Source organism: Streptomyces sp. NPDC012794 (assembly GCF_042901085.1).
Taxonomy (GTDB): domain Bacteria; phylum Actinomycetota; class Actinomycetes; order Streptomycetales; family Streptomycetaceae; genus Streptomyces.
Map to the genome: position 1 here is coordinate 57,370 of NZ_JBIBCI010000020.1, position 24,484 is coordinate 81,853.

23 protein-coding genes are annotated in these 24,484 nt (G+C 74.4%); 13 read left to right on the forward strand and 10 right to left on the reverse strand.

The genetic code is table 11. From position 1 onward, the window contains the following. The first annotated feature begins 82 nt into the window (after positions 1–82). A complete protein-coding gene (locus ACFY7H_RS28710; protein ID WP_388943736.1) occupies positions 83–2,581 on the forward strand; it encodes a DUF6185 family protein in 2,499 nt (832 codons plus the stop codon). Between the two features lie 20 nt (positions 2,582–2,601). Here the strand turns inward: ACFY7H_RS28710 and ACFY7H_RS28715 are convergent, their stop codons facing one another. Beyond that, entirely contained in the window at positions 2,602–2,865 is a 264-nt protein-coding gene (locus ACFY7H_RS28715; RefSeq protein ID WP_388943739.1) for a hypothetical protein, read from the reverse strand. A gap of 295 nt (positions 2,866–3,160) precedes the next feature. Between ACFY7H_RS28715 and ACFY7H_RS28720 the strand changes: the two genes are divergently transcribed. Then, on the forward strand, positions 3,161–4,234 hold the full coding sequence (locus ACFY7H_RS28720; RefSeq protein WP_388943823.1) for a hypothetical protein: 1,074 nt from the start codon (positions 3,161–3,163) through the stop codon (positions 4,232–4,234). A 26-nt stretch (positions 4,235–4,260) separates the two neighbouring features. Continuing rightward, the gene (locus ACFY7H_RS28725) at positions 4,261–5,352 is read left to right on the forward strand and encodes a phosphotransferase family protein (RefSeq protein WP_388943741.1); all 1,092 of its coding nucleotides are present in this window, start codon (positions 4,261–4,263) and stop codon (positions 5,350–5,352) included. 25 nt (positions 5,353–5,377) lie between these two features. On the opposite strand, the gene ACFY7H_RS28730 is transcribed toward ACFY7H_RS28725, so the two are convergent. Continuing rightward, entirely contained in the window at positions 5,378–5,827 is a 450-nt protein-coding gene (locus ACFY7H_RS28730; protein ID WP_388943743.1) for a hypothetical protein, read from the reverse strand. A gap of 217 nt (positions 5,828–6,044) precedes the next feature. Here ACFY7H_RS28730 and ACFY7H_RS28735 point away from each other — a divergent pair, with 217 nt between their 5' ends. The 4 genes from ACFY7H_RS28735 (at position 6,045) to fxsA (ending at position 10,071) form a co-directional block, all read left to right on the forward strand. Continuing rightward, positions 6,045–6,485: an Lrp/AsnC family transcriptional regulator gene (locus tag ACFY7H_RS28735; protein ID WP_164721043.1), complete on the forward strand. Its 441-nt coding sequence runs from the start codon at positions 6,045–6,047 to the stop codon at positions 6,483–6,485. Positions 6,486–6,634: 149 nt separating this feature from the next. Further along, a complete protein-coding gene (locus ACFY7H_RS28740) occupies positions 6,635–8,278 on the forward strand; it encodes an amidohydrolase (RefSeq protein ID WP_388943746.1) in 1,644 nt (547 codons plus the stop codon). Positions 8,279–8,602: 324 nt separating this feature from the next. After that, entirely contained in the window at positions 8,603–9,370 is a 768-nt protein-coding gene (locus ACFY7H_RS28745) for a polyprenol monophosphomannose synthase (RefSeq protein ID WP_388943750.1), read from the forward strand. 89 nt (positions 9,371–9,459) lie between these two features. After that, the gene (gene fxsA, locus ACFY7H_RS28750) at positions 9,460–10,071 is read left to right on the forward strand and encodes an FxsA family membrane protein (protein WP_388943752.1); all 612 of its coding nucleotides are present in this window, start codon (positions 9,460–9,462) and stop codon (positions 10,069–10,071) included. A gap of 142 nt (positions 10,072–10,213) precedes the next feature. On the opposite strand, the gene ACFY7H_RS28755 is transcribed toward fxsA, so the two are convergent. The 3 genes from ACFY7H_RS28755 to ACFY7H_RS28765 form a co-directional block, all read right to left on the reverse strand. Next, a complete protein-coding gene (locus tag ACFY7H_RS28755) occupies positions 10,214–10,588 on the reverse strand; it encodes an RNA polymerase-binding protein RbpA (protein WP_007262928.1) in 375 nt (124 codons plus the stop codon). A gap of 346 nt (positions 10,589–10,934) precedes the next feature. Then, entirely contained in the window at positions 10,935–12,320 is a 1,386-nt protein-coding gene (locus tag ACFY7H_RS28760; protein WP_388943755.1) for an MFS transporter, read from the reverse strand. 66 nt (positions 12,321–12,386) lie between these two features. Beyond that, positions 12,387–13,157 carry a glycerophosphodiester phosphodiesterase family protein gene (locus ACFY7H_RS28765; RefSeq protein ID WP_388943758.1) on the reverse strand — a complete coding sequence of 257 codons (771 nt, stop codon included), beginning with the start codon at positions 13,155–13,157 and terminating at the stop codon, positions 12,387–12,389. 141 nt (positions 13,158–13,298) lie between these two features. Here ACFY7H_RS28765 and ACFY7H_RS28770 point away from each other — a divergent pair, with 141 nt between their 5' ends. Beyond that, on the forward strand, positions 13,299–14,801 hold the full coding sequence (locus tag ACFY7H_RS28770) for a PLP-dependent aminotransferase family protein (RefSeq protein ID WP_388943760.1): 1,503 nt from the start codon (positions 13,299–13,301) through the stop codon (positions 14,799–14,801). An 18-nt stretch (positions 14,802–14,819) separates the two neighbouring features. Here the strand turns inward: ACFY7H_RS28770 and ACFY7H_RS28775 are convergent, their stop codons facing one another. Together ACFY7H_RS28775 and ACFY7H_RS28780 are read right to left on the reverse strand one after the other, a co-directional pair. Further along, positions 14,820–16,445 carry a hypothetical protein gene (locus tag ACFY7H_RS28775; protein ID WP_388943763.1) on the reverse strand — a complete coding sequence of 542 codons (1,626 nt, stop codon included), beginning with the start codon at positions 16,443–16,445 and terminating at the stop codon, positions 14,820–14,822. A gap of 220 nt (positions 16,446–16,665) precedes the next feature. After that, complete coding sequence (locus ACFY7H_RS28780) at positions 16,666–16,860, reverse strand: hypothetical protein (RefSeq protein ID WP_008743136.1); 195 nt, start codon at positions 16,858–16,860, stop codon at positions 16,666–16,668. A 380-nt stretch (positions 16,861–17,240) separates the two neighbouring features. Between ACFY7H_RS28780 and ACFY7H_RS28785 the strand changes: the two genes are divergently transcribed. Beyond that, on the forward strand, positions 17,241–17,642 hold the full coding sequence (locus ACFY7H_RS28785) for an ankyrin repeat domain-containing protein (RefSeq protein WP_388943766.1): 402 nt from the start codon (positions 17,241–17,243) through the stop codon (positions 17,640–17,642). A gap of 342 nt (positions 17,643–17,984) precedes the next feature. Beyond that, complete coding sequence (locus ACFY7H_RS28790; RefSeq protein ID WP_388943768.1) at positions 17,985–19,382, forward strand: HEAT repeat domain-containing protein; 1,398 nt, start codon at positions 17,985–17,987, stop codon at positions 19,380–19,382. A 61-nt stretch (positions 19,383–19,443) separates the two neighbouring features. Here ACFY7H_RS28790 and ACFY7H_RS28795 read toward each other — a convergent pair whose 3' ends face one another. The 3 genes from ACFY7H_RS28795 to ACFY7H_RS28805 are packed head-to-tail and all read right to left on the reverse strand — an operon-like array spanning position 19,444 to position 21,724. Then, on the reverse strand, positions 19,444–20,334 hold the full coding sequence (locus ACFY7H_RS28795; RefSeq protein ID WP_388943827.1) for a biotin-dependent carboxyltransferase family protein: 891 nt from the start codon (positions 20,332–20,334) through the stop codon (positions 19,444–19,446). 5 nt (positions 20,335–20,339) lie between these two features. Continuing rightward, on the reverse strand, positions 20,340–20,969 hold the full coding sequence (locus ACFY7H_RS28800) for an allophanate hydrolase subunit 1 (RefSeq protein ID WP_388943770.1): 630 nt from the start codon (positions 20,967–20,969) through the stop codon (positions 20,340–20,342). Then, positions 20,966–21,724 (reverse strand): LamB/YcsF family protein, encoded by a 759-nt coding sequence (locus ACFY7H_RS28805; protein WP_388943829.1) that lies wholly within the window; start codon positions 21,722–21,724, stop codon positions 20,966–20,968. Before ACFY7H_RS28805 ends, ACFY7H_RS28800 begins: the two co-directional genes overlap by 4 nt. 98 nt (positions 21,725–21,822) lie before the next feature. Here ACFY7H_RS28805 and ACFY7H_RS28810 point away from each other — a divergent pair, with 98 nt between their 5' ends. The 3 genes from ACFY7H_RS28810 to ACFY7H_RS28820 are packed head-to-tail and all read left to right on the forward strand — an operon-like array spanning position 21,823 to position 24,409. Then, positions 21,823–23,361 carry a hypothetical protein gene (locus tag ACFY7H_RS28810; RefSeq protein WP_388943773.1) on the forward strand — a complete coding sequence of 513 codons (1,539 nt, stop codon included), beginning with the start codon at positions 21,823–21,825 and terminating at the stop codon, positions 23,359–23,361. Next, on the forward strand, positions 23,358–23,507 hold the full coding sequence (locus ACFY7H_RS28815) for a hypothetical protein (protein WP_388943775.1): 150 nt from the start codon (positions 23,358–23,360) through the stop codon (positions 23,505–23,507). Before ACFY7H_RS28810 ends, ACFY7H_RS28815 begins: the two co-directional genes overlap by 4 nt. Beyond that, positions 23,504–24,409, forward strand: a complete 906-nt coding sequence (locus tag ACFY7H_RS28820) for a hypothetical protein (RefSeq protein WP_388943777.1) — start codon at positions 23,504–23,506, stop codon at positions 24,407–24,409. Before ACFY7H_RS28815 ends, ACFY7H_RS28820 begins: the two co-directional genes overlap by 4 nt. Positions 24,410–24,484: the final 75 nt, after the last annotated feature.

Below are 24,484 nucleotides of genomic sequence, written 5' to 3' on the forward strand. Positions count from 1 at the left end.
CTCTCGGCCGCCGAGGTGAACCCGCGGGGGTTCTGCCGTGTCGCCGAGAGCCGTCCGGGCCGGGCGGAGAAGATCATGGGCGGTGATCCGTCCCACGCGCTCCGGACCGTTCCTGCCGTACGTGCTGCTGGTCGCTCTGCTCGCCGTCCTCGCCGTGCAGGCCGGAGGAGGGCGGGCCCGGGCCGCCGGGGCGGTGGACTCCTGCCGAGCGGACCAACTGCGCGGGGCCAAGGTCACCGCATCGGCGGCCTTCGCCCACCGCGGCCGTGACGACACCCTTCTCACCAGCGTGATGGAAGTGCGGGCTCCGAGGAGCTGGGAGCGCGCTCCGGACCTGCTCCTGGACGCCCGCTCACCGCGTTACCGATCCGCGCTGCGCTGCCTGCTGGGGAAGGTCACGCAAGAGAGCACCTACAAGGTCTCCGAGTGGCGGCTCAAACCGCTGACCGTGACGGCCGACGGCACCTGGACCACCGTCCACTACGAGGCCGTCGCATGGGTTCAGCAGCTTGACTCCTACCCCGTGGGGCCCTGGCAGCTCGACGCCCGCAGGAACGAGTGGACCATCGCCTTGCGGCCGCCGCCGAATCTCGCCGGGGCCACCTGGGAGGAGGTGCGGGTCCGGCTGGGCGGCCCCGGTGCCATGTCGGTCACCCCGGCGCCGGCCTTCGGGGAGAAGGGCACCGAACTGAAGTGGCGGAACCTGAAAGGCGAGCAGACCTTCCGGGTGGCGTTCCGTCCGCCCCCGGCACAGCAGTGGCTTGCCATCACCTGGACGGAGGGCGAGTTCTGGGAGACCTTCGGCCTCAGCAGTGCCTCGGGTGCCTTCTGGTACCTGCAGGCGAGTGCGTTGCTGCTGCTCTGTGCGAGGAGGCTCCGGCGCGGTCTGGGCGACGATCCGACGCCGAGGGAGGAACAGTCGCTCAGGCTGATGAAGACCTGGGCGCTCCTACAGGCGTTGTTCGTCCTCGTGGTCTACCTGGGTGACAACGCCTACCGCTTCATCCGCGGGCAGATGTCCTGGGCGGGGTATTACGATTCGGGCCTCTGGCTCTTCACGACGCTGGCGCTCGGGCTCGTCCTGTGCTTCCTGGGCAGGGTGGGGAAGGCCTTCCTCACCGGGGTGTGCGCCTTCACCCTCTGTCTGGCGGCAGCCCACGTCTATGTCGAACGGTCCGAGTCCACCCTGCTGACCAGCAGCGACGCCAAGATCCAACCACCCGGCTCCTGGATCGTGCCGCTGGTCCTCCTGGCGGTCGTCTTCGTGTGCCTGCTCGGGCTGGTCTCGTCGGGGCAGAGAGTCCTGCTCATGGGCGACGGAGGGCTGACGCGCCGGCTGATGGCATCGGTCGCCTTCGTGGTGGCGGCCTCGGTCGTCCTGTGGGCCTTCGTCGCCTTCGAGCGGGACTGGGAACACCGCAGCTGGCTCGCCGACCCCGGCTGGCAGACGTACGGACAGCAATGGGACACCGCCTACGACGAGTGGTGGTGGCGGTTCCCCAGCGAGGCTCTCTTCTCGCTGACGCCGCTGGCTTCCTACCTGACACCGCTGGTCCTGGTGGGGGCGCTCCGGGTCTGCCGTTCCGAACACCGCGAGGAAGACTCGTTCACGCCCGACCGGGCCGAGAAGTTCCTGCTGGTGGTGCTGTTCGTGCTCACCGCGGTACCCAGCTACGCCTTGTACTACGGTTTCTCGGGCGACATCGTCGTCTTGGCCGTCAGCCTTGCCGCGGCCTGGGGGCTGCTCGCTCTGGGACAGGCCAGGTCCGTGCTGGAGCAGCCCTCGGCGGACAACACCCCGCTCGGGAGGACCGTGTCGAGGACCGACCGCTCCGACTTGCTGCGCCTGGCGCGACGCTTCCGGCAGCTCCAGTCGCGGCTGCAGCGCGCGGGCGCCGGCCAGTCCGCCGAACGCACCCCGACACAGGAGTCGATCGAGCGCGAGATCGACGCGTTGGACCGGTGTCTGCCGGAAGGGGTGCGGCCGGTTGACCTGCCGTTCGCCTGCGGGCCCATGCCCACGTGGTGGGGCAATGCCTGCCGGGGCGCACTCGTCGCGTGCTGGGTCGGCCTGCCCGCCACCGCCCTGATGTACTGGACGGAGATGATCCGCAACGAATCGTGGCTCGTGATCACTCAGTCCGGCAGCGGCTTCCTCGACATCCTCTCCGAGGTCCTGTTCTGGCACTCCACCTGGGTGGCCGGAGGGTTCTTCCTCGGGGCTCTGTGGCGCGACCTCCCCGGACGGCACGGGCCGAGCAAGGCATTCGGTGTCGCCGCGGCGTTCGCCGTTCCGGTCGCGGCCCACCAGGTGATCGCCCAGACCATCGGTCAGAGCATGCAGGGGACGACCCCGGCCATGGCCGCCTTCGCCTCGGTCATGACGTTCACCGGCCTGGTCATGGACGTGCAGACGTTCCAGAGCGAGCGGCGCTACTGGCCCACCAGCGCCGGCCTCGTCGCGTACGTCTACCAGATGCGCTTCGCCTCGCTGGCGTTCTGCCTGGCGCAGCTCGTGGCGGTCGTCACGATCTGGAAGACCCTGCGCGAAGGGGGACCGCTGACCCCCCCACCCCGGTGAGCCGGCCGGTACGCGTCCGCTCAGGATTCGTACAGCGGGCCGCTCGGCCAGATCGGGGAGGTGGCGATCCGGGACCACTCCGGGTCGCGGTGCCCCGGCAGGGTGCGGCCGTCGGCGGCCCAGCGGGCCAGCAGGTCGCCGTAGATCGGCGGGTCGGGCTGGCGGGGCCGGCCGTGCTGGCGGGCCGGCTGCGGAACCGCCTGCTGAACCGATTCTTCGTACCCCGGCGGGGTGGGGCGCCGCCTGCGCCCCGCCCTCGCCGACGGCGTTTCGAGGGTGGTCATGCACCGCCAACGCCCGATCCGACGCACGGGTAACCCCTCCCCGCCCGCGCCCATCCGTTCGAGCCGTCCCACGCGCGCGGGGTCGTGCGCCCCGCCCCGCCGTCCCGCGCGGCACGGTGGCCGGGAGTGCCGGGCCGTCAGGGCGTGCCACGGCTCTGGCCGGGAGCGGGATATCTGACGTACCGTCATATCCGCTCAGCAGCCCTGCCCGCCCCCGCGCTCCAGGAGGTTTGCCGTGCCCGCGGACCGCCCCGTCGCCCTGGACGAATACCCCGTCCACCAGGCCCCGTTGTCGATGAAGCACCACGTCAGCGGGGACCGCAACGCCTACGACCGCTGCATCTTCCACGTCTTCGACCACGCCGGCCGCGCCGTCCTCGTCCTCGGCCTCGGCGTCTACCCCAACGCCGGGGTCATCGACGCCTACGCCACCCTGCGCCTGGGCGAGGAACTCCTCGCCGTCCGCGCCTCCGACGCCCTCACCGACGACCGGATGAACCTCTCGGTGGGACCCCTGTCCATCACCGTCGACGTACCGCTCAAGCGGCTCACCCTGCGCTGCGACCCCGACCCGGCGGACCCGCGCGGGCTGTCGTACGACGTCACCTGGACCGCGGAGTTCCCCGCCGTCTGGGAGCCCCACCACGTCCAGCGCCGCGGCGACCGGCTCATGCTCGAAGGCCGCCGCTTCGTCCAGGCGGGCGGCGTCACCGGCACCGTCCGGGCCCGGGGCGAGGAGTTCACCGTCACGCCGGGGGAGTGGACCGGCACCCGCGACCGCAGCTGGGGAGTGCGCCCGATACCCGGCGAGGACGGCGGCCGCGCCGCCGAGGAGCACCGCCCCGAGGGCTTCCACTGGCTCTGGATCCCCGTCCGCTTCGAGGACCGCTTCCTGATGGTCATCGCCCAGGAGGACGCCGACGGCCACCGCACCCTCAGCGAGGCCGTCCAGGTCTTCCCCGAGGACAGCGGTCGCCACGACGTCCAGCTCGGCTGGCCGCACACCGAGATCCGCTACCGCCCCGGCAGCCGTCATCCCGAGAGCGCCGTCGTCCACCTCACCGAGCCGTCCCGCAAGCCCCTCGAACTCGGCGTGCGGATCCTCAACTCCTCCCCGCTCGCTATCGGCGCCGGCTACCCGCCCGCCACCGACTGGCAGCACGGCACCTGGCAGGGCCGGGGCTGGACCGACCGCCGCGCGTACGACCTCTCCGACCCGGCCGCGCACCCCATGGCCGCCTTCGGCGTCACCGACCACTCGGCCCGCTTCACCCTGGACGGGCGGACCGGCTTCGGCATCTTCGAACACGGCAGCTTCGGCCGACACGACCCCAGCGGCTTCGCCGACCACTCCTCCGTCGCGCCCTGACCCCCACCAGAGAGGAAGCGCCGCCCATGGCCACGGCACCCCGCCCGCGCACCTCCACCCGCGAGCCCGAGGAACTCGGCCGCCGCCTCGCGGCCTGGCTCGACGGCCGCCTCCCGGGCGCGAAGGTCGTCAACACCTCCGTCCCCGGCTCCAACGGCATGTCCAGCGAGACCCTGCTCTTCGACATCGAATACCCCGACGCCCCCGTCCGCGGCTGCGCCCTGCGGCTGGCCGCCGACCCGGCCGCCTACACCGTCTTCCCCACCTACGACATGCCGCGCCAGCACCGGGTGATGAGCCTGGTCGCCGAGCACACCGACCTGCCCGTCCCGCGCGTGCTGTGGCTGGAGGAGGACCCGGCACCGCTGGGGGCGCCCTTCTTCGTGATGGCCCGAGCCGAGGGCCGCGTACCGCCCGACGTCATGCCCTACACCTACGAGGGGAACTGGCTGCACTCCGCCACCGACGCCGAGCGCGCCGCACTCCAGGAGGCGAGCATCTCCCTCCTCGCCCGGCTGCACGACCGGTTCCCCGCCGAGGAGGCCGCGTTCCTGCTCCCGGCGGGCGAGGGCAGCCCGCTGCGCCGTCACGTCGACGCGCAGCGCGCCTACTACGAGTGGGTGGTGTCCGGCCTGGCGCGCTCACCGCTGCTGGAGCGGGCCTTCGACCGGCTGGAGCAGCTCTGGCCGGCCGACGAGGGCGAACCGGTCCTGAACTGGGGGGACGCCCGCATCGGCAACATCGTCTACGACGGCTTCCGGCCGGTGGCCGTCCTCGACTGGGAGATGGCCGCCTACGCCCCGCGCGAGGTCGACCTCGGCTGGACCGTCTACCTGCACCGCTTCTTCCAGGACCTGACCGTGAGCTTCGGCCAGCCGGGCCTGCCGGACTTCCTGCGCCGCGAGGACCTGGAACGCCGCTACGCGGAACTCACCGGCCACACCCCCGCGCACATGGAGTTCCACACCCTGTACGCGGCCCTGCGGCACGGGATCGTCATGCTCCGCATCGCCTACCGGCAGGCGTACTTCGGCGAGGTGGAGGTCCCCGCCGACCCCGACGGCCTGATCCTGCACCACGCCGGCCTGGCCGGCATGGTGCAGGGCACGTACTGGTAGGCGCGGACGGCGGACGCGAGCCCGCTCAGGCGGCCTGCGCGTGCTGGCTCTTGCGGGGCAGCGGGGCCGCCTCCGGCCGCACGGGACGCGAGCCCGGCCCGCCGACGTGCGAGAACGGCTGCGTCCGCCAGTCCAGGCCCTGCGGCAGGTCGAGGTGCACGACGGCCTCCAGCTCCTGCTGCTCCGGCAGGAGCGCGCCCAGCGTCGGCAGCGCGTCCGCGACCGGGCGGCCGGTGCCGGCGCACACCGTGAGCCCGAACGGGTTCCACGGGGTCAGGCACAGCGCGTGCTGCGGCAGGTGCTCCTCGTCGGCGACGAGGGCGATCGACTGCCCGCAGTCGGGGCAGACCGCGTGGTGGACGTCGAAGTCCTCGGCGTCGCCGGGTTCGAGGTACTCCCCGTCGTCCGCGTAACCGGTTCCGACGGATTCCAGGGGCTCCGGCTCGGTACGGCCGGCGCGCTTGGTGTTCTGCATGGATGTATTCCCCCTTGGGTGGGCCGGGCGGGCAGGTACTTCGGCCACGGCCACACCAAGCACTTCCCGTCGCGCGGCACGAGTAACCACCAGAGCGGGATGTACGCCCGTACATGCCTGTGGCTTTGGTCACATGCCCGCCGCAGGTGCCACTTCTGCGTGGACACCGCTGTGCCTGGAGCCGCTCGGGGCAATAGGTTGTGCGGCTATGAGCGCAATGGAGGAGCTGGACCGCCAGATCGTGGATCTGCTCGTGCGGGACGGGCGGATGAGCTACACGGACCTGGGCAAGGCCACGGGCCTGTCCACGTCGGCGGTCCACCAGCGAGTACGCAGGCTGGAGCAGCGCGGCGTCATCCGGGGGTACGCGGCCGTCGTGGACCCCGAGGCCGTCGGGCTGCCCCTGACGGCCTTCATCTCGGTCAAGCCCTTCGACCCGAGCGCCCCCGACGACATCGCGGACCGGCTGGCGGGCGTACCCGAGATCGAGGCCTGCCACAGCGTGGCCGGCGACGAGAACTACATCCTCAAGGTCCGCGTGGCCAGCCCCCTCGAACTCGAGGACCTCCTCGGCCGGCTGCGCGCCCTGGCCCACGTCTCCACCCGCACCACGGTGGTCCTCTCCACCCCCTACGAGGCCCGTCCGCCCCGCGTCTAGGGGGCCTCCGGCGGACCTCGAGGCGCGGCGCCCCCTCGCGCAAGGCCCCCGTCCCGCGCGACGGCCCCCGGTACAGCCCGCGCCCGCGCACGGCCGCCCGCCCCCACCCGGGGAAATCCGCGGCGGGCGGAGGGGCGAGACTGGTCCCCATGACCGACCGCACCTCCTCCGCCGACGCCGCCGGAGCCCACGCCCCCACCGCCGGAACCACCCGCACCGTCCTCCTGCGCGGAGGCGAGGTGCACAGCCCCGCCGACCCCTTCGCCACCGCGATGGTCGTCGAACGCGGCCGCGTCGCCTGGGTCGGTTCCGAGGGCGCCGCCGACGCCTTCGCGCAGGGCGTGGACGAGGTCGTCGACCTCGGCGGGGCGCTCGTCACCCCCGCGTTCACCGACGCCCACGTCCACACCACCTCCACCGGCCTCGCCCTCACCGGCCTCGACCTGACCGGGGTCCGCTCCCTCCCCGAGGCCCTCGGCCTCGTACGGGCGTACGCCGCACGGCGGCCCGCCGACCGGGTGCTCCTCGGCCACGGCTGGGACGCCGCCCGCTGGCCCGAGCGCCGCGCCCCGCGCCGCGCCGAGCTCGACGAGGCCGCCGGGGGCCGCCCCCTGTACCTGAGCCGGATCGACGTGCACTCCGCCGTGGTCACCACCGCCCTGCTGGACCTCGTCCCCCAGGTGCACCCGCACGGCGACGAGCCGCTGACCAAGGACGACCACCACGCCGTGCGGCGGGCCGCGCTGGACGCGCTCGGTCCCGCCCAGCGCGCCGAGGCGCAGCGCGCGGCCCTGGACCGGGCGGCCTCCCTCGGCATCGGCTCCGTGCACGAGTGCGGCGGGCCGGACATCTCCTCCGCCGAGGACTTCGCCGGGCTGCTGGAGCTGGCCGCCGGATACCCCGGCCCACGCGTCCACGGCTACTGGGCCGACCGCGACCTCGCCCTCGCGAAGGAACTCGGCGCGGTCGGCGCCGCCGGTGACCTCTTCGTGGACGGCGCCCTCGGCTCGCACACCGCCTGCCTGCACGACCCGTACGCCGACGCCCCTCACACCGGCACCGGCTACCTGGACGCCGCCGAGGTCGCCGAGCACGTGGCCGCCTGCACCGGGGCGGGGCTCCAGGCCGGGTTCCACGCCATCGGCGACGCCGCCGTCGCCGCCGTGGTCGAGGGTGTGCGCGCGGCCGCGGAGAAGGTGGGCCTGGACCGGATCCGGGCCGCCCGCCATCGCGTGGAGCACGCCGAGATGATGACCCCGGACACCATCGCCGCCTTCGCCGAGCTCGGTCTCACCGCCTCCGTGCAGCCCGCCTTCGACGCGGCGTGGGGCGGGGAGGACGGCATGTACGCCGACCGGCTCGGTGCCGGCCGCGCGCGCACCCTCAACCCCTTCGCCGCCATGCTCAAGGCCGGTGTCCCGCTGGCCTTCGGCTCGGACGCGCCCGTCACCCCGCTCGACCCCTGGGGCACGGTCCGCGCCGCCGCCTTCCACCGCACCCCCGAGCACCGGATCTCCGTGCGGGCCGCCTTCGCCGCCCACACCCGGGGCGGCTGGCGGGCACTGGGCCGCGACGACGCAGGCACCCTCGTGCCCGGCGCCCCGGCCGACTACGCGGTCTGGCAGACCGGCGAACTGGTGGTCCAGGCCCCCGACGACCGGGTCGCCCGCTGGTCCACCGACCCCCGCTCCGGCACGCCCGGCCTGCCCGATCTGAGCCCGGGCGGCTCCCTTCCGGTGTGCCTGGCGACGGTGGTCGGCGGCCGGGAGGTATTCGTACGGCCACAGGGGTGATCCACCCCGTCTCGGTGCGGTACCGGCGGCCCGGCCCGGATAGGTTCGGCCCGGTGCACCACAGGACGTCCCCGCCGGACCGCTCCGTCCGCTCTGCGCGCCCGCGCTTGGTGGGCGAGGGAAGGTTTCACCGGCGGGGGCACCCCCGGCGACAGCCGGGGGAGGGGTGGCCCCGGACCGGGCCCGGCGGCCCAGTAGACAACGGCTCGGCGCCCGCGGCCAGCGGGAGCCGGTCCGGCCCGAAGGGCCGCCGGTCCCGGTCGCCGGCTGTTCTAAACTCATCCTGCTGTGACGGGATGTACGAAGAACACACAAGGGGACCCAGTGAGCGACGGCGGACAGCGGACCTACGGGCCCCTCGGCACCACCCTGGTGATCATTCCGACGTACAACGAGGCCGAGAACATCGGCCTGATCACCGGCCGCGTCCGCGCCGCCGTCCCCGAGGCCCACATCCTGGTCGCGGACGACAACAGCCCCGACGGCACCGGCAAGCTCGCCGACGAACTGGCGGCCGCCGACGACCACGTCCACGTCCTGCACCGCAAGGGCAAGGAGGGCCTCGGCGCCGCCTACCTGGCGGGCTTCGCCTGGGGCCTGGAGCAGGGCTACGGCGTGATCGTGGAGATGGACGCCGACGGCTCCCACCAGCCGGAGGAGCTGCCCCGGCTGCTCACGGCGCTGGGCGGCGCCGACCTCGTGCTCGGATCCCGCTGGGTGCCGGGCGGCCGGGTCGTCAACTGGCCCAAGAGCCGGGAGATCCTCTCCCGCGGCGGATCCACCTACTCCCGGCTGATGCTGGACGTCCCGATCCGTGACGTGACCGGCGGCTACCGCGCCTTCCGCCGCGAGACCCTGGAGGGGCTCGGCCTGGACGAGGTCGCCTCCGCGGGTTACTGCTTCCAGGTGGACCTGGCCCGCCGGGCCGTCCGCAAGGGCTTCCGGGTCGTGGAAGTGCCCATCACCTTCGTCGAGCGCGAGCTCGGCGACAGCAAGATGAGCAAGGACATCGTCGTCGAGGCCCTGCTCCGGGTCACCCAGTGGGGCCTGAAGGAGCGCGCCGCCAAGCTGGGCGGCAGGCGCCGCGCCTGACCCGTGCCGCTGGGCCGACCGACCCCTAGGGGATGCCCGGTACCTCCGGCTGAGACCGCTTTTACGCGGCTCCGGGCACACTGGAGGGTATGACGACCGGCACTGGTTCACTGAGGACCGGCACTTCGACGGCCCCCCGGCGGCGCTCGCCCGCCCGTACGTTCATCCCCCTTGCGGTCGCCGCCTGGCTGATCCTGGAGATCTGGCTGCTCGGCCTCGTCGCCCGGCAGGCCGGCGGTCTCGCCGTCGCGGCGCTGCTCGCGGGCGGCCTGGTGCTGGGCGTGGTGGTCATCAAGCGGGCCGGCCGCCGCGCCTTCAAGAACCTCACCCGTAGCTTCCAGCAGGCCCAGGAGCAGGCGATGGCAGGCGCGGCACCCTCAGCGCCGCGGCCCCAGAAGGGCTCGGGCAACGCGATGACGATGCTGGCCGGGCTGCTGCTGATCATGCCCGGTCTGCTCTCCGACGTGGCCGGCCTGCTCCTGCTGCTGCCTCCGGTACGGGCCTTCGCCGGCCGCCGCGCCGAGCGCACGCTGGAGCGGAAGATGGCCGCGGCCACCGCGGGCGGCTTCGGTGACGCCTTCACCCAGGCCCGGATCCACTACCCCGACGGCAAGGTCGTCCAGGGCGAGGTCGTCCGGGAGGACCCGCCCGGGCGGCAGCCCGGCCCGGACGCGGACCGCCGGCCGCCGCTGGCCCCGTAGTCCGGAGCCCGGAGCCCGGAGCCCGGAGCCCGCAGTCCTCGGGCGGGCCGTAAGACGACGGGGACGACGCGGACGCGAAAACGCCGAGGGGCCCCGCCACATCAGTGGCGGGGCCCCTCGGCTATTGCGCTGTGTCCGCGTCTCAGGCGGACTTGCGGCTGTCGCGCGGATGCACGGCAATGTTCATGGCGCCGGAGCGCAGGACGGCCAGCCTCTCGGCCAGCACCTCCTCCAGCTCCTCGCGGGTGCGCCGCTCCATGAGCATGTCCCAGTGCGTTCGCGCAGGCTTGCCCTTCTTCTCTTCGGGCCCGTCCCCGTCCACCAGGAGTGCCATGGCGCCGCACGCCTTGCACTCCCACTCCGGCGGAATCTCTGCCTCAACCGAGAACGGCATCTCAAATCGATGTCCGTTCTGGCATGCGTACTCCACCGCCTGGCGCGGGGCCAGATCGATGCCGCGGTCCGTCTCGTAGCTGGTAACCACGAGCCGCGTACCGCGGAGAGCTCGCTCACTCATGAATCGTGCCTCCCGGGCTTGTCGCCCACAGGACAGGTGTCGCTGTCGTCGTCATCCGGTCAACGTCCGGTCGGCGGTATAGATTCCCGCTCCGGGTCACGCGTCGCCCGTCGTGCCGCCCCTTGTTGTACCCACCAGTGCCCGTTTTGTCACATCTGGCAGCAGATGTCACCCAACGTCTATACTTCTTATGCGCGCAGTAACGGTCCGCCTGGCAGGCCAAAGGCGTACACTACCGGCCCTTTGCCGCAACGTCGAAATTCGTTCGGAATTCGTTCGTGAGTCCGGGGCTCCGACGGGCGGCGGGCGGGCCGGACCGGGGCCCTGACGGGCCCCGGTCCGCGTTTCAGAGGCGTACGGGAACAGGATTCCCCGCCGCCTCCACCGCGCGCCGCACCGGCACCCGCGCCAGCAGCACGAAACCCAGTGCGAAGAAGACCACCAACGAGATGATCGCGTCCCGGTAGCTGCCGGTGACCTGGTACGTCAGGCCGAAGACCAGCGGTCCGACCCAGCTCAGCCCCCGGTCGCTCATCTCGTACGCCGAGAAGTACTCGGCCTCCTTGCCCGCCGGCACCAGGTGGGAGAAGAGCGAGCGCGACAGCGCCTGGCTGCCGCCCAGCACCAGCCCGATCATCGCGGCCAGCGCGTAGAACCACATCGGTGTCCTCGCCGGCAGGAAGTAGCCGGCCGCCAGCGTCAGCGCCCACGCGGCCAGCGAGCCGAGGATCGTCCGCTTGGCCCCGTACACCCGCGCCAGCCGGCCCATCGCGAGCGCGCCCGCCACCGCCAGCACCTGCACCAGCAGCACCGCGCCGATCAGCGTGGACTGCTCCAGCTCCAGCTCCTCGGAGCCGTAGATCGAGGCCTGGGAGATCACCGTCTGCACGCCGTCGTTGTAGATCAGGTACGCGAGCAGGAACGACAGGGTCAGCGGGTAGCGCCGCATGTCCTTGAACGTGGCCACCAGCTGCTTCCAGCCGCTCACGGCCGGGGCCCCTCCCGCCCCCTCCTTGACCACCGCCCGGTCCCTCAGCCGGCGCAGCGGGATCAGCGCGAAGGCCCCCCACCACAGGCCCGCCGAGGCCAGGCAGATCCGTACGGCCTCGCCCTGGGAGAGGCCGAGGGAGTCGTGGCCCAGATAGAGGGCGAGGTCCACCACCAGCATCAGCGAGCCCGCCGTGTAGCCGAAGGCCCAGCCCCGCGAGGAGACGGCGTCCCGCTCGTCCGGGGTGGAGATCTGCGGAAGGTAGGCGTTGTAGAGCACCATCGACACCGACAGGGAGGCGTTCGCGACGATCAGCAGCAGCCCGCCCAGCAGATAGCGCTCACCGCCCAGGAAGAACATCGCCGCCGTCGCCGTGGCGCCGGTGTACGCGGCCACGGCCAGCAGAGGCTTCTTGCGCCCCGTCCGGTCGGCGACCGCCCCCGCCAGCGGCATGACCAGCACGGCGAGGATCACCGAGGCCGAGACCGAGTAGGCGAAGAAGGAACCGGCGCGCACCGGCACGCCCAGCGGGTACACATAGCCCCCCGCGTCCGCGGCGGCCTTGGCCACCGAGGTGAGGTACGGGCCCAGGAACACCGTGAGCACGCTCGCCGAGTACACGGACACCGCGAAGTCGTAGAAGTACCAGCCGCGCTGTTCGCGCTTGCGTGCGGCGGCCGCCGCGGCGGACGGTCTGCCGTCCTCGGCCCCGGGCTCCGCCTCGTCCGTCGTCTGCGCGCTCATCCGAGAGCCCCCTCGCTGGTCCCCGTACCGCACGGTCCCGGGCACCGCGCGCGGCGGCCGGGGGTGTCAGGCCCAGGCCCCGCGCCGGTCCAGCACCGTGCGCAAGATGTCGATCCGGTCGGTCATGATGCCATCGACACCCAGGTCGAGGAGAGCCTCCATGCGTTCCGGTTCGTTCACGGTCCACACGTGCACCTGGAGCCCCCGCTCGTGCGCGGTCCGCACGAAGCGCCGGTCCACCACCCGGACGCCCCCCTGGGTCTCCGGGACCTGAGCCGCCACCGCGCCCGCCCGCAGGGCCGCCGGGATCGCGAAGGACCGCAGCCGCAGCCCCAGCACCCCGCGCACGCCGTACGAGGTCGCCAGCCGGGGCCCGGCGATCCGCTGCGCCCGGGCCACCCGGCTCTCCGAGAAGGAGCCCACGCACACCCGGTCCCACAGACGGGCCCGGGCGATCAGGTTCACCAGCGGATGCAGGGCCGACTCGTCTTTGACGTCCACGTTCCAGCGGGCCTCCGGGAACTCCTCCAGGAGGTCCTCGAAGAGGGCCAGCGGCTCGCTGCCCGCCACCCGCGCCTCGCGCACCCGGCTCCAGGGCAGCTCACGGATCCTGCCGCGCGTGCCGGTGACCCGGTCCAGGGTGGGGTCGTGGAACGCCACCAGCTTCCCGTCCGCCGTCGCGTGCACATCGGTCTCGAAGTACCGGTAGCCCGCGCCGGCGGCCCTGCGGAAGGCGGCGGCGGTGTTCTCCAGCCCGTCCGCGGCCCCGCCCCGGTGGGCGAAGGGGATCGGAGCCGGGTGGTCCAGGTAGGGGTGCCGAAGGCGTACGTCAGTCACGGCGGCAGTATGCCCGCTGCCTGCGCCACCCGTCTGGCCGGTGCGGACCGCCCCATGACAGTCTGGACCCGCACGGCCAATCCAATACCGGCTCCGGAATCCCGATCCCGGGGCCAATTCGACGAAGGTGGACCGGACACCATGGCCCAGTGGACCTCAGCGGTCGGTGCCGCGCAGCTCGCCCGGCTCATCGCCTCCCAGCAGGAACGGCCCGCGCCGCCCGGAGCCCGCAAGCCGCCCGCGTACCGCACCCTGGCCGACGGCATCCGGCTGCTCGTCCTCGAAGGCCGCGTCCCCGTCGCCGCCCGGCTGCCCGCGGAACGGGAGCTGGCCGTGGCCCTGTCGCTGAGCCGCACCACCGTCGCCGCCGCGTACGAGGCCCTGCGCGGCGAGGGCTTCCTGGAATCGCGCCGGGGCGCGGGCAGCTGGACCGCCGTGCCGGCCGGGAACCCGCTGCCGGCCCGCGGCCTGGAACCGCTGCCCCCCGAGTCCCTCGGCTCGATGATCGACCTCGGCTGCGCCGCCCTCCCGGCGCCCGAACCCTGGCTGACCAAGGCCGTCCAGGGCGCCCTGGAGGAACTCCCGCCCTACGCGCACACCCACGGGGACTACCCGGCGGGCCTTCCCGCGCTGCGCCGGATGCTCGCCGACCGCTACACCGAGCGGGGCATCCCCACCATGCCCGAGCAGATCATGGTGACGACCGGGGCGATGGGCGCCATCGACGCCATCTGCAGCCTCTTCGCGGGCCGGGGCGAGCGGATCGCCGTGGAGTCCCCCTCCTACGCCAACATCCTCCAGCTCATGCGCGCCGCCGAGGCCCGCCTGGTGCCGGTGGCCATGGGGGCGCGCCTCGGCGGCTGGGACATGGACGTCTGGCGGCAGGTGCTGCGCGACTCGGCCCCCCGCCTCGCCTACGTCGTCGCCGACTTCCACAACCCGACCGGTGCCCTGGCGTCGGAGGACAAGCGCCGGGCGATGGTCGAGGCGGCCCGCTCCGCCGGGACCGTGCTGATCGCCGACGAGACCATGGCGGAACTCCAGCTGGACGCGGACCTCGTCATGCCCCGGCCGGTCTGCTCGTTCGACCCGGCGGGCTCCACGGTGATCACCGTGGGTTCCGCCAGCAAGGCCTTCTGGGCGGGGATGCGGATCGGCTGGGTCCGGGCGGCTCCCGACATCATCCGCAGCCTGGTCGCGGCCCGGGCGTACGCGGACCTCGGCACTCCGGTCCTGGAGCAGCTCGCGGTGAACTGGCTGATGCGCACCGGCGGCTGGGCGGAGGCCGTCGGGCTGCGCCGCGACCAGGCCCGGGAGAACCGGGACGCGCTCGTCGCGGCGGTGCGCCGGGAGCTGCCGGACTGGGAGTTCGAGGTGCCGCGCGGCGGGCTCACGCTGTGGGCCCGGGCGGGCGGGCTGTCCGGGTCGCGGCTGGCCGAGGTGGGGGAGCGGGTCGGCGTCCGCGTCCCCTCGGGCCCCCGGTTCGGCGTGGACGGGGCCTTCGAGGGGTACGTCCGGCTGCCGTTCACGGTCGGAGGGCCGCTGGCCGAGGAGGCCGCCGCCCGCCTGGCGGCCGCGGCCCGCCTGGTCGGCACGGGGGCGGGGGGCAGCGGGGCGGAGCCCCCGCGCACCTTCGTCGCGTAGGCCGTCCGGCCCCGCTCCCTACGGCGCCTCCGCCGGGACCTCGGGGGTCTCCGAGGCGTCGGCCGAGGACGGCTGCGGCCGGACCGCCCGGAGCGGCCGGGCGGGGACCGCCGGACCCTCGCCGCCCTGCACCGGCGCCTGCCGCTCCGGCAGCAGCTCCAGCACCGCCTGGCGGTGCCCGGGGTGCGAGGCGTCGTCGTAGGGGTCCGGCGTGGCCGGTACCTGGAGGCGGTGCACCGGCCCCGTACCGAGCCGCGCGTACCCCCGCCCCGGCGGCAGCTGCTGGGGCGGCGTTGTGTGCGGGGGGAGCCCGAGGACGTCGGCGACCTGCTGGACGGGGGCCGCTCCGAGCACGACCCGGGCGCGGGTGTGCTGCCAGACGGCGTCGTTCAGCAGCTCCAGGTGGTCGAAGTGCTCGGCGACCACCACCGTGACGTGCGCGGCCCGCCCGTGCCGCAACGGCACCTGGAGCTGGGCGAGGGGATCGGGGCGCCCTTCGGCGGCCGCCAGGTGCGCGAGCACGCTGGGCCGGTCCAGCAGCATCCACAGCGGGCGCCGCGCGTCCTCGGGCGCGGGGCGGCCCGCCTCGCGGGCCCGGTGCGTCGCGATCAGCCGCCGCTCGGTCTCGTGCGCCGCCCACTCGACGGAGGCCTCCGCCCCGGCAGGGCCGCACTCGACGGCGAGGACCCCGGCGCGGCCGGCCAGGCAGGCGTACTCACCGCTGCCGCCCCCCTCGACGATCATCACGTCGCCGCCCTGGCGCAGGGCCTGGAGGGCGATCGACCGCAGCAGGGTGGAGGTGCCGCTGCCGGGCTGGCCGACGGCCAGCAGGTGCGGCTCGGCGGAGCGGGGGCCGGTCCGCCAGATGACGGGCGGCACGTCGGCCGGCTCCTCCCCTTCCAGGACCGGCACGGTGCGCTGGACGCCCCCGGCGTCGGTGAAGCCGAGGACGGTCTCGCCCGGCGCGGTCACGAACGGCTGGGCGGCGATGTCGGTGGGCAGGGCCGCCAGCACCCGCAGCCGGAGCCGGTTGCCCTCCTCGTCCCAGTCGAAGCGGTACTCCCGGCCGCGCCCGGCCTTGGCGTGCAGCAGGGCCTCGATGCGGGCCCGCGAGGCGGGTTCTCCATCCGTGAAGTAGGCCGGGTAGCGGATGCCGAGCCGGACGACCCGGCCCGCCGCGTCGAACTCGTAGTCGCTGAAGGCCTCCTCCCACGCCCCGCCGTGGGCGAAGAGCGGGCTGGGGTCCTCCGGTGCGGAGAAGTACGGCACGAGCGCCTCGTACAGCGAGCGCAGCCGCTCGGCCTCGGCGTCGCCGGGCCCGGACGCGGCCGGGGAGCGGTCGCGTCCGTGCCAGGCCGCGACCGCCATGACGGTGATCAGGGCGGCGAGGGGTCCGTAGGGGACGACCGCCACCACGAGCACGCAGGCGGCCCCGAGGAAGAGCGCCGGACCGCGCTTGTCCTTCGGGGTGGAGGCCCATCTGCGCCGCCCGGCGGAGGCCAGGACGCGCAGGCCGCGTCCGATGACGATGAGCGGGTGGAGCACGTCGGTGGCGCTGTCGGCAGCCGTGCGGGCGAGGTCGCGGCCCCGGGTGAGCGACGCGTTGCCGCTGCTGAGGATGCGGGGGAGTGGGCGCCGGGCCACGGTCGTCTCCTGGAGTCGTGGTGGTGCGGGACTGGGGTGTCGGGGGGCCCGGGCGCTGCCGGACCGGGCGGGAGCCGGGGGCAGGGGCCGCGGGCCTGGTCGTAGGTGTACGGCTGGGCGTGGAGGGGCCCGGGCGGGGCCGGAGCCCGGACGGAGCCGGAGCCGAGCGGGGCCGGAACCCCGGCGGGGCCGGGACCGGCCGTGGTCCGCCGGACGGCCCCTACAGCTTGATACCGCCGAGCAGGCTCGCGAGGCTGGCCGTACTGGCCGTGATGCTCGGTGCGATGGCGGAGCCGGCGAGGAAGAAGCCGAAGAGCGCGCAGACGAACGCGTGCGAGAGCTTCATCCCGTCCTTCTTGAAGAACAGGAAGCAGATGATGCCGAGCAGGACGACACCTGAGATGGACAGGACCATGACGTTCTCCTGATGAGTCGGGGCTCCTGGTGGGTGGGGACGGTCACCATCAGTTGTTCCAGGCTCACAGGAAGTATCAATGCGATAAAAGCTGCATACGGGTGAATCCCGGCTTTTTTCACTTGACCGGACGCGCCTGACTGGCGCGCCCGGCTCCCGCGGTGTCGCGGCGCCGCCGCCAGGCATCCTTGCCTCGGACCGGCCCCGCCGTGTCCCCGGGCGGGCGCTACCCTGGCGATTCACCCGTACGGACGCAGTGCCGTGCGCCGTCCTGCCCTCCCGGCCTGGGGAAACTCCTCCCGGAAGGGGACGTTCACGCGGCCCGGACGGTGCGCCGCGGGTGGCGCCGACAAGCCAGAGACCGAAAGGCGGTACGACCGATGAGCGAGCACCAGGACGTCCCCGACGAGGATGTCGTCGAACTGGCCGGCAAGATCTTCGACCTCGCCCGCCAGGGTGAGGCCGCGATGCTGGCCGCCTACCTGGACGCCGGGGTTCCGGCCAATCTCACCAACGACCGCGGCGACACCCTCGTCATGCTCGCCGCCTACCACGGCCACGCCGAGGCCGTCACGGTCCTGCTGGAGCACGGCGCCGAGGCGGACCGCGCCAACGACCGCGGCCAGACCCCCCTCGCGGGCGCCGTCTTCAAGGGCGAGGAGGCCGTCATCCGCGCGCTGCTGGCCGGCGGCGCCGACCCGGCCGCCGGTACCCCCTCCGCCGTGGACACGGCCCGCATGTTCAACAAGGCCGACCTGCTGGAACTGTTCGGAGCCAAGTAGTCCGCTTTTTCCCGGGCGCCGCCCGGTCCCGAGGGCCCCGCCACCTCACGGCTTGGTCACGGCGCCCTTAAATGTGGTCGCGGCGCACAAACCGCCTGGGTCATCATGGCGTCGGATTCGATTCGCGGACATGACGGACGGGCAGGAGCGGGCTGGACACGACACGGGTGTCCACACCGGCCCTGCCGCACCGGCCGCCGTGGTCACGAAGCACCGACGAGAGTGAGAAGGCAATGGTCTACATCGAGCGGAACCAGACGGCGGACGTCCTCACATGCTGTTACGCGGCTCTGTGAATCCCGATTCCCGGTCGCGTCCCCAGCTTGATTTGAGGCCATTCCCATGTTCGAACCAGTCATAGCGCCGAGCGGTACCCTGCTCGGGCTCCTCCAGCGAGGCCGCGGCGACGGCACCCTGCACGCGCTCGCCGCGCCCAGACCGGAGGCCCTCGCGGCACTGAACCAGTGCGTGCTGCGCGACCCGCGCCAGGACTGGCAGGTGGAGAACCGCTCCCTGTACTACGCACGCCTGTACCTCGACCTCGACGGCCCCCTCGGCGAGATCGAGGCCCACCTCTTCGGCGCCGACGACCTCGTCGACGAAGAGGAGCACCGGACCGGCCTCGCCCTGTCCGTCCTCGGACACCTGGCCTCCTACGGCCGCGACGACGCCCTCATGCTGCTGCGCCGCTACGCCGCCTCCGGGGCCAACTGGGCCTGGGCCCTCGACGAACTCGCCCTGCGCGACGACGACGGCGGACTGCGGTCCCTCGCCGCCCCCGTCCTCTCCCGGTTCCCCGCCACCGCCGAGGGCGAGGCCCGGCTGGCCGCCGCCGTCCGCGACGCCTACGAGCCCCGTCCGTGGGCCCTGTGGGAGGAGCTGCCCGCCTACGCGGAGCGCCTGCGCGCCGCCCGCCAGCAGGGCTCCTTCGACCGCTGGCAGCGCCAGATGACCCCCGGCGGACCCCGCCCCGGATGGGGCGTCCAGGCCGTCTTCGACTGGGCCGCCGACGGGCTGCGCCGGGGCACCCCCCTGCACGTGCCCGCGGCGCGCTGCCTGGCGGCCGTCGCCGCCCCCGAGGACCGCTCCGCCATCCTCGCGGCCGCCGCCGGAGCCTGCGGCGAGGCCGCCCGGGCCACCGCCCTGCACCACCTGGTCCTCGCCGAACCGGAGAACCCGGCCGTCCTGGACCTGATCGAAGCCGCCGGGGACGAGCCGGCGGTGGCCGCCTACGAGCGCATGAGCGGCCCGGCCGCCCTCGACCGGGCCCGCCGCTGGATCCACCGCCCCGACGCCCTCGGAGCGGCCGCCGCCGCCCTCCTGGCCGCGGGCGGCGGCGCCGACGACGCCGGACTGGTCCTCGGCGCCCTCCGCAACACCGTCCGCGCCGCCGGCCCGGACTCCTTGCGCCTCTTCGCCCTCGTGGACGGAGCCGGCCGGCTCTCCATCGGCTGCGCCGCCCCCGTCCTGCGCCACGTCTACCGCGAGACGGCCTCCTCCCACCTGCGCGGCCGCACGGCCCGGGCCCTCGCCGCCACCGACCCCACCTTCGCGGCGGGCTTCGCCGTCGAATGCCTCTGGGACTGCGAGGAGACCACCCGCGAGGTCGCGGCCCGCCACGCGGAGACCGCCGACGCCCGCGTGGCCCCGCGCCTGCGCCGCCTGGCGGCTGACCCGGCGGAGGAGGAGGACGTCCAGTCGGCGGTCCGCAGCCGCATCGCCCCCGAGTCTGCGGTATAGCCCGGGGCGCGTCCCCAGCAGCCGGACCCCGCCCCCGCGCGGTGGCCCGGCCCGGGCCCCGTCAGCGCGCCGGCGCCCGGCGGGGCCGCCCTTGCGTCGCGGGGACGAAGCGGACCGGCAGGCCCGGCCGGGCCTGCGCGGCCGCGTCCAGGGCCGGCCCCGGGGGCACCACCCCGACCACCGGGTAGCCGCCCGTCACCGGATGGTCGGCCAGGAAGACCACCGGGAACCCGTCCGGCGGGACCTGTACCGCACCCAGCACCATCCCCTCGCTCGGCAGCTCCCCGCCCCGCGCCCGGGCCAGCGCCGGGCCCGCCTCCGTGCGCAGGCCGATCCGGTTGGACGCCGGGGACACCCGGTACGCCGAGGAGAGCAGCGCCGCCAGCGAAGCCCCCGTGAACCAGTCGGCCCGGGGGCCAAGGAGCAGCGGCAGCATCAGTTCCCCGACCGGCGGTCCCGCCGGGGCCACCACGTCGGCCACCGGGACCGGATCCGGGCCGGCCGGGCCCACCGCCAGCACCGACCCCGCCGTCGGCACCGGCGGCCCGAGCCCCGCCAGCAGGTCCGTCGAGCGGCTGCCCAGCACCGCCGGCGCAGCGAAACCTCCCCGCACCGCGACGTAGCCGCGCAGCCCGTGCTCCGCCCGGCCCACGTCCAGCTCCGCCCCCGCGCGCAGCCGCACCGGCGCACCCCAGGCCGCCGGGTGCCCGCAGACGCGTACCGCGCAGGGCGCGCCCGTCACCGCCACCGTCACCGGCGCCAGTGCGCGCAGCCGCACCCCGTCCAGGGTCGTCTCCAGCGAGGCGGCGCCCGGCGGGTTGCCCAGCAGCCGGTTGCCCAAGGCGTGCGCGGCCGAGTCCAGCGCCCCCGACCGGGGCACGCCCAGGTGCGCGTACCCGGGCCGGCCCAGGTCCTGGAGGGTGGTCAGCGCCCCCGCCCGCAGCACCAGCAGCCCGCTCACGCGCCCGCCTCCCCGACGAACCGCACCCGCACCCCGGGCGCGAACAGCGCCGCCGGCTCCCGCGCGGGGTCCCACAGCACCGCGTCGGTCGACCCGATCAGCTGCCAGCCGCCGGGGGAGGAGCGCGGGTAGACCCCCGCGTACTCCCCGGCCAGCGCCAGCGAGCCCGCCGGGACCGCCGTACGGGGCGTCGCCCGCCGGGGCAGCCACAGGTGTTCCGGGAGCCCGGTGAGGTAGCCGAAGCCGGGCGCGAACCCGCAGAAGGCCACCCGGAAGACGATCCCCCCGACCAGCTCCGCGACCTCCCGCTCGGCGACGCCCCACGCGCCGGCCACCTCGGCCAGGTCCGGGCCGTCGTAGCGCACCGGGACGGTCACCAGCGGCCCCCGCGTCCCGGCGAGCGGCGGCACCTCCCAGCGGGCGATCCGCGCCGCCAGCGCGGCCGGCTCCGCCACGCCGTCCAGCAGCACGGTCCGCGCGGCCGGCACCACCTCCCGTACGCCGCCCAGCTCGCCCGCCTCCCGCCGGCGTAGCAGCTCGGCGTGGAGCGCCGCCACCTCCCCGGCCGAGTCCACCTCCACCAGCAGCGCCTCCGAGCCCACCACCAGCGTCCGGCGGCCGCTCACGCGAAGGCCTCCACCCGCACCCCGGCACCCTCCAGCGCCTCCCGCACGCGCCGGGCCAGTCCCGCCGCCCCAGGGGTGTCCCCGTGCAGGCACAGCGAGCGGGCGGCCACCGCCACGGCGGAGCCGTCGGAGGCCGCCACCGTCCCTTCGGCGGCCATCCGCACCGCGCGGCCGACCACCGCGTCGGGATCGTCCAGCACCGCCCCCGGCCCGCCGCGCGGCACCAGCGTCCCGAGCGGGGTGTACGCCCGGTCGGCGAACGCCTCCGGCACGGCCTCCAGCCCGGCATCCCGGGCGGCCGCCAGCAGCAGCGAGCCCGGCAGGCCCAGCACCGGCAGCCCGGCCTCCCCGGCGGCCAGCCGGACCCCGGCGACCACCGCGGCGGCCTGGCCGGCGTCGTGGACCGTGCGGTTGTACAGCGCACCGTGCGGTTTCACGTACGACACGCGGGATCCGGCCGCCCGGGCGAACACCTCCAGCGCCCCGATCTGGTAGGCCACCTCCGCGGCCAGCTCCCCGGGCGGCACGTCCATCGACCGCCGTCCGAATCCGGCCAGGTCCCGGTAGGAGACCTGCGCGCCGATCCGTACGCCCCGGGCGGCGGCCAGCTCGCAGACCCGGCGCATGATCGACGGATCGCCCGCGTGGAAGCCGCAGGCCACGTTGGCGCTCGTGACCACCGACAGCAGGGCGTCGTCGTCGGTCAGCGTCCAGCGTCCGAAGCCCTCGCCCAGGTCGGCGTTCAGGTCGATCAGAGGTGTGATCATGGAAGCCATGCGGTGAGCGTAGAACAGCGGCCGCGCCGCGCCGCCCGCCGCCGGGACCCGATCCGGCGGAAACCATGCCGTTTGGGATGTTGTCCCCGACACCGCCTACTCTTTCCGTCGTGACTCTCCCAGCCCCGGCGAAACCCCTTCCATCCCCGGCGCCGGGCCCCGCCGCCGACGAGGGCCTCGCCCGCCGGCTGCGCGCCCTCGCCTGCACCGCCCCGCTGCACGACCTCGACGTACGCAAGGCCAATCTGGCGGGCGAGTACGGGGTCTACGCGATGGCGGAGGTCGCGCTGTCCGCGATCGACCTGGTTACGCTCAACATGGACTTCGACACCGGCGCCGACCACGAGCAGATAGTGGCCCGGCTGCTGCCGCGCGTCGCCGCCCAGGCCCCCCGGCGGCCCGCCGCCGAACACGAACGGGTCGCCCGCTGGGTCCTGGAGAACCTGATCAACGTCGGGAGCGTGGACCGGGGCTTCCGCGCGATCTACGGCACCTTCGGCCCCGACGGGGTGTACGTCCGCCGGGACTACGACTTCAAGCTCATCGAGGAGGTACCCGGTCACGGCGGCGCGGTCTACCTGCGGACCACCGACGAGGCGGTCAACGTCCTCGTCGGCGCCCTCGACACGGACGTCACCAGCGCCCAGATCGCCGCCGAGGTCAAGCTGGAGGTGCTGATCAGCCGCGGCCGGCTGGCCGACGCCCAGCTCGCCGCCGAGCAGGCCCGCTACCGGACCGTCCAGTACGCCGAGACCCTGCGCCGCACCCTCGACGCGACGCGGCGCAACGTCCGCGCGGTCGACTGGCTCCAGGCCGTCCCCGACATGATCGCCGAAGCGCTGGAGCACGTCGCCGACCGCTACCGGCACGAGAACGCGATCCTGACGAACATCCGCAAGGCCCGCGACGAAGCCGAGGACCCCGAGAACAAGCGGCGCGCCGCCGAACTCGTCGACATCGTCAAGGACTGCATCCGCCGGCACACCCAGCTCCAGTCCCGGCTGCTGGACGCCGGCCCGCTCTTCCGCGCCGAGCAGGACCGCCAGGCCTTCGCCGCGCCCGCCCGTCGCGCCGGCATCGACCTCTACGGCCAGCTCGTCGCGCCCCTGCTGCCGCTCCCCGTGGAGCACGCCGCCCGGGTCACCGACGCCTTCTTCGCCGCCGGCACCGGCCTGCGCACCCCCGTCTCGGTGCGGGTCGCCGACCTGGTGGAGATACTCCTCACCCCACCCGTGGAACGGGAACACCTCGGCGCGGAGATGCCCGAGCCGGACCTCATCGCCACCCCCGACGACAGCCGCTTCAGCGAGGAGCAGCTCGCCGCCGCGACCCAGCTCCTGGACCTGCCGCACGACGCCCCGCGCAGGCTCTCCGGCCTCCTCGCCGAAGCGCGCCGCGCCGACCCCGAACTGCCCTACCTGGTGGCCCTCCTCGCCGTCCACGCGGCGAGCCCGGCCGTGGGCACGGCGTACCGCCAGGGCGAGGAGAGGCTGCTGTTCGCGGTGGACGACGGCACGCAGCTCGACGACCCGGAGTTCGGCGGCGCCGACCTGATCGTCGGCACGGCCCTCCTGGACGCCGCGGGCATGGCGGCGGCCCGCTCGGAGGCCGTATGACCCCGCCGGTTCCGGTGGCCGTGCCCGCCGCCCGCCCGGCGTACGGCCCGCCCACCGGCGGTACCGCGCGCGGGCGCGGGCCCGGGCCGGCCGCACCCGTACCACCGTTCGAGCACCACCGCACCGCCGAGGAGACCCACCCGTGAGCGACCACCACGCCGAGCACCCCGCGTGGAGCGAGCCCGACGGCCCGTCGGCCCCCGCCGCGCCCGCCCAGGCCGCCGCCGCCCTCACACCGGCCGACGCCGCCGACGCGGCCCGGCTCGTCGGGTTCGGGCTCCAGCCCAAGCTGCTGCCCGCCCGGGACGCCGAGTACGCCGAGCTGCTGCGCCGCTACCGCGAGGACCCCGCCTTCGGACGGCTCGCCGACGCCGTCGCCACCGGCCTCGGCCTCGTCGTCCTGGAGGTGTCCCCGCGCGCCGGAATGGCCGTCGCCGCGGGCGAGGATTCCGTCTTCGCCGTCCGCATGGGCGACTACGCCCGCCGCACCTCCGCCGACGGCGGCGACCGCTTCCTGCACGGCCTCGCCCACCTCGCCGTCGCCGCCCTGGCCTTCCCCCGCCCCGAGGACCTCGCCGACGACGGCTACATCGGCCGCGTCACCGTCAACGGCGTCGACGCCTTCGTCCGGCAGACCTGCCGCCGCCTGGAGGAGCGCGCCGAGGAACTCGGCGAGAACACCGACCCCGCCTCCGACGCCCCCGGGCTGGAATCCGCCTGGCGGGTCTACTCCCGCCGCAGCGCGACCGGCGCCACCAAGGACGCCCGCCGGCTGGCCGGCTCCACCACCGGCATCGTCGGCAAGGCGGCCGCCTTCCTCACCGAATCCGGCTTCCTCCAGCGCACCGGCGACGACGCCGGCGGCACCTACCGCACCACCCCCCGCTACCAGCTCCAGGTCCGCGACATGGCGGGCACGGCGGCCATGGCCGAGCTGCTGGAACTCGGCGTGGTCCCCGTCAGCGACGGCTCCGCCACCCTCCTGCCGCCGCCCGAGGGCGACGACCTGGAGCTCGCGGCCGACGCCGGCCTGCCGTTCCACGCCTGATCCACCCGCGTTCCACGTCTGATCCAGCCGCCGTTCCGTACCGAGAACGCACCGAGAACACCGAGAAGCAACGAG

Bases quoted from the DNA above. Each gene is read 5' to 3' on its own strand.
- ACFY7H_RS28755 (WP_007262928.1), bottom strand. From the start codon at position 10,588: ATGAGTGAGCGAGCTCTCCGCGGTACGCGGCTCGTGGTTACCAGCTAC.
- ACFY7H_RS28720 (WP_388943823.1), top strand. From the start codon at position 3,161: ATGAAGCACCACGTCAGCGGGGACCGCAACGCCTACGACCGCTGCATC.
- ACFY7H_RS28810 (WP_388943773.1), top strand. From the start codon at position 21,823: ATGTTGTCCCCGACACCGCCTACTCTTTCCGTCGTGACTCTCCCAGCC.
- ACFY7H_RS28715 (WP_388943739.1), bottom strand. From the start codon at position 2,865: ATGACCACCCTCGAAACGCCGTCGGCGAGGGCGGGGCGCAGGCGGCGC.
- ACFY7H_RS28735 (WP_164721043.1), top strand. From the start codon at position 6,045: ATGGAGGAGCTGGACCGCCAGATCGTGGATCTGCTCGTGCGGGACGGG.
- ACFY7H_RS28815 (WP_388943775.1), top strand. From the start codon at position 23,358: ATGACCCCGCCGGTTCCGGTGGCCGTGCCCGCCGCCCGCCCGGCGTAC.
- ACFY7H_RS28770 (WP_388943760.1), top strand. From the start codon at position 13,299: ATGGCCCAGTGGACCTCAGCGGTCGGTGCCGCGCAGCTCGCCCGGCTC.
- ACFY7H_RS28740 (WP_388943746.1), top strand. From the start codon at position 6,635: ATGACCGACCGCACCTCCTCCGCCGACGCCGCCGGAGCCCACGCCCCC.
- fxsA (WP_388943752.1), top strand. From the start codon at position 9,460: ATGACGACCGGCACTGGTTCACTGAGGACCGGCACTTCGACGGCCCCC.
- ACFY7H_RS28725 (WP_388943741.1), top strand. From the start codon at position 4,261: ATGGCCACGGCACCCCGCCCGCGCACCTCCACCCGCGAGCCCGAGGAA.
- ACFY7H_RS28760 (WP_388943755.1), bottom strand. From the start codon at position 12,320: ATGAGCGCGCAGACGACGGACGAGGCGGAGCCCGGGGCCGAGGACGGC.
- ACFY7H_RS28785 (WP_388943766.1), top strand. From the start codon at position 17,241: ATGAGCGAGCACCAGGACGTCCCCGACGAGGATGTCGTCGAACTGGCC.
- ACFY7H_RS28780 (WP_008743136.1), bottom strand. From the start codon at position 16,860: ATGGTCCTGTCCATCTCAGGTGTCGTCCTGCTCGGCATCATCTGCTTC.
- ACFY7H_RS28730 (WP_388943743.1), bottom strand. From the start codon at position 5,827: ATGCAGAACACCAAGCGCGCCGGCCGTACCGAGCCGGAGCCCCTGGAA.
- ACFY7H_RS28790 (WP_388943768.1), top strand. From the start codon at position 17,985: ATGTTCGAACCAGTCATAGCGCCGAGCGGTACCCTGCTCGGGCTCCTC.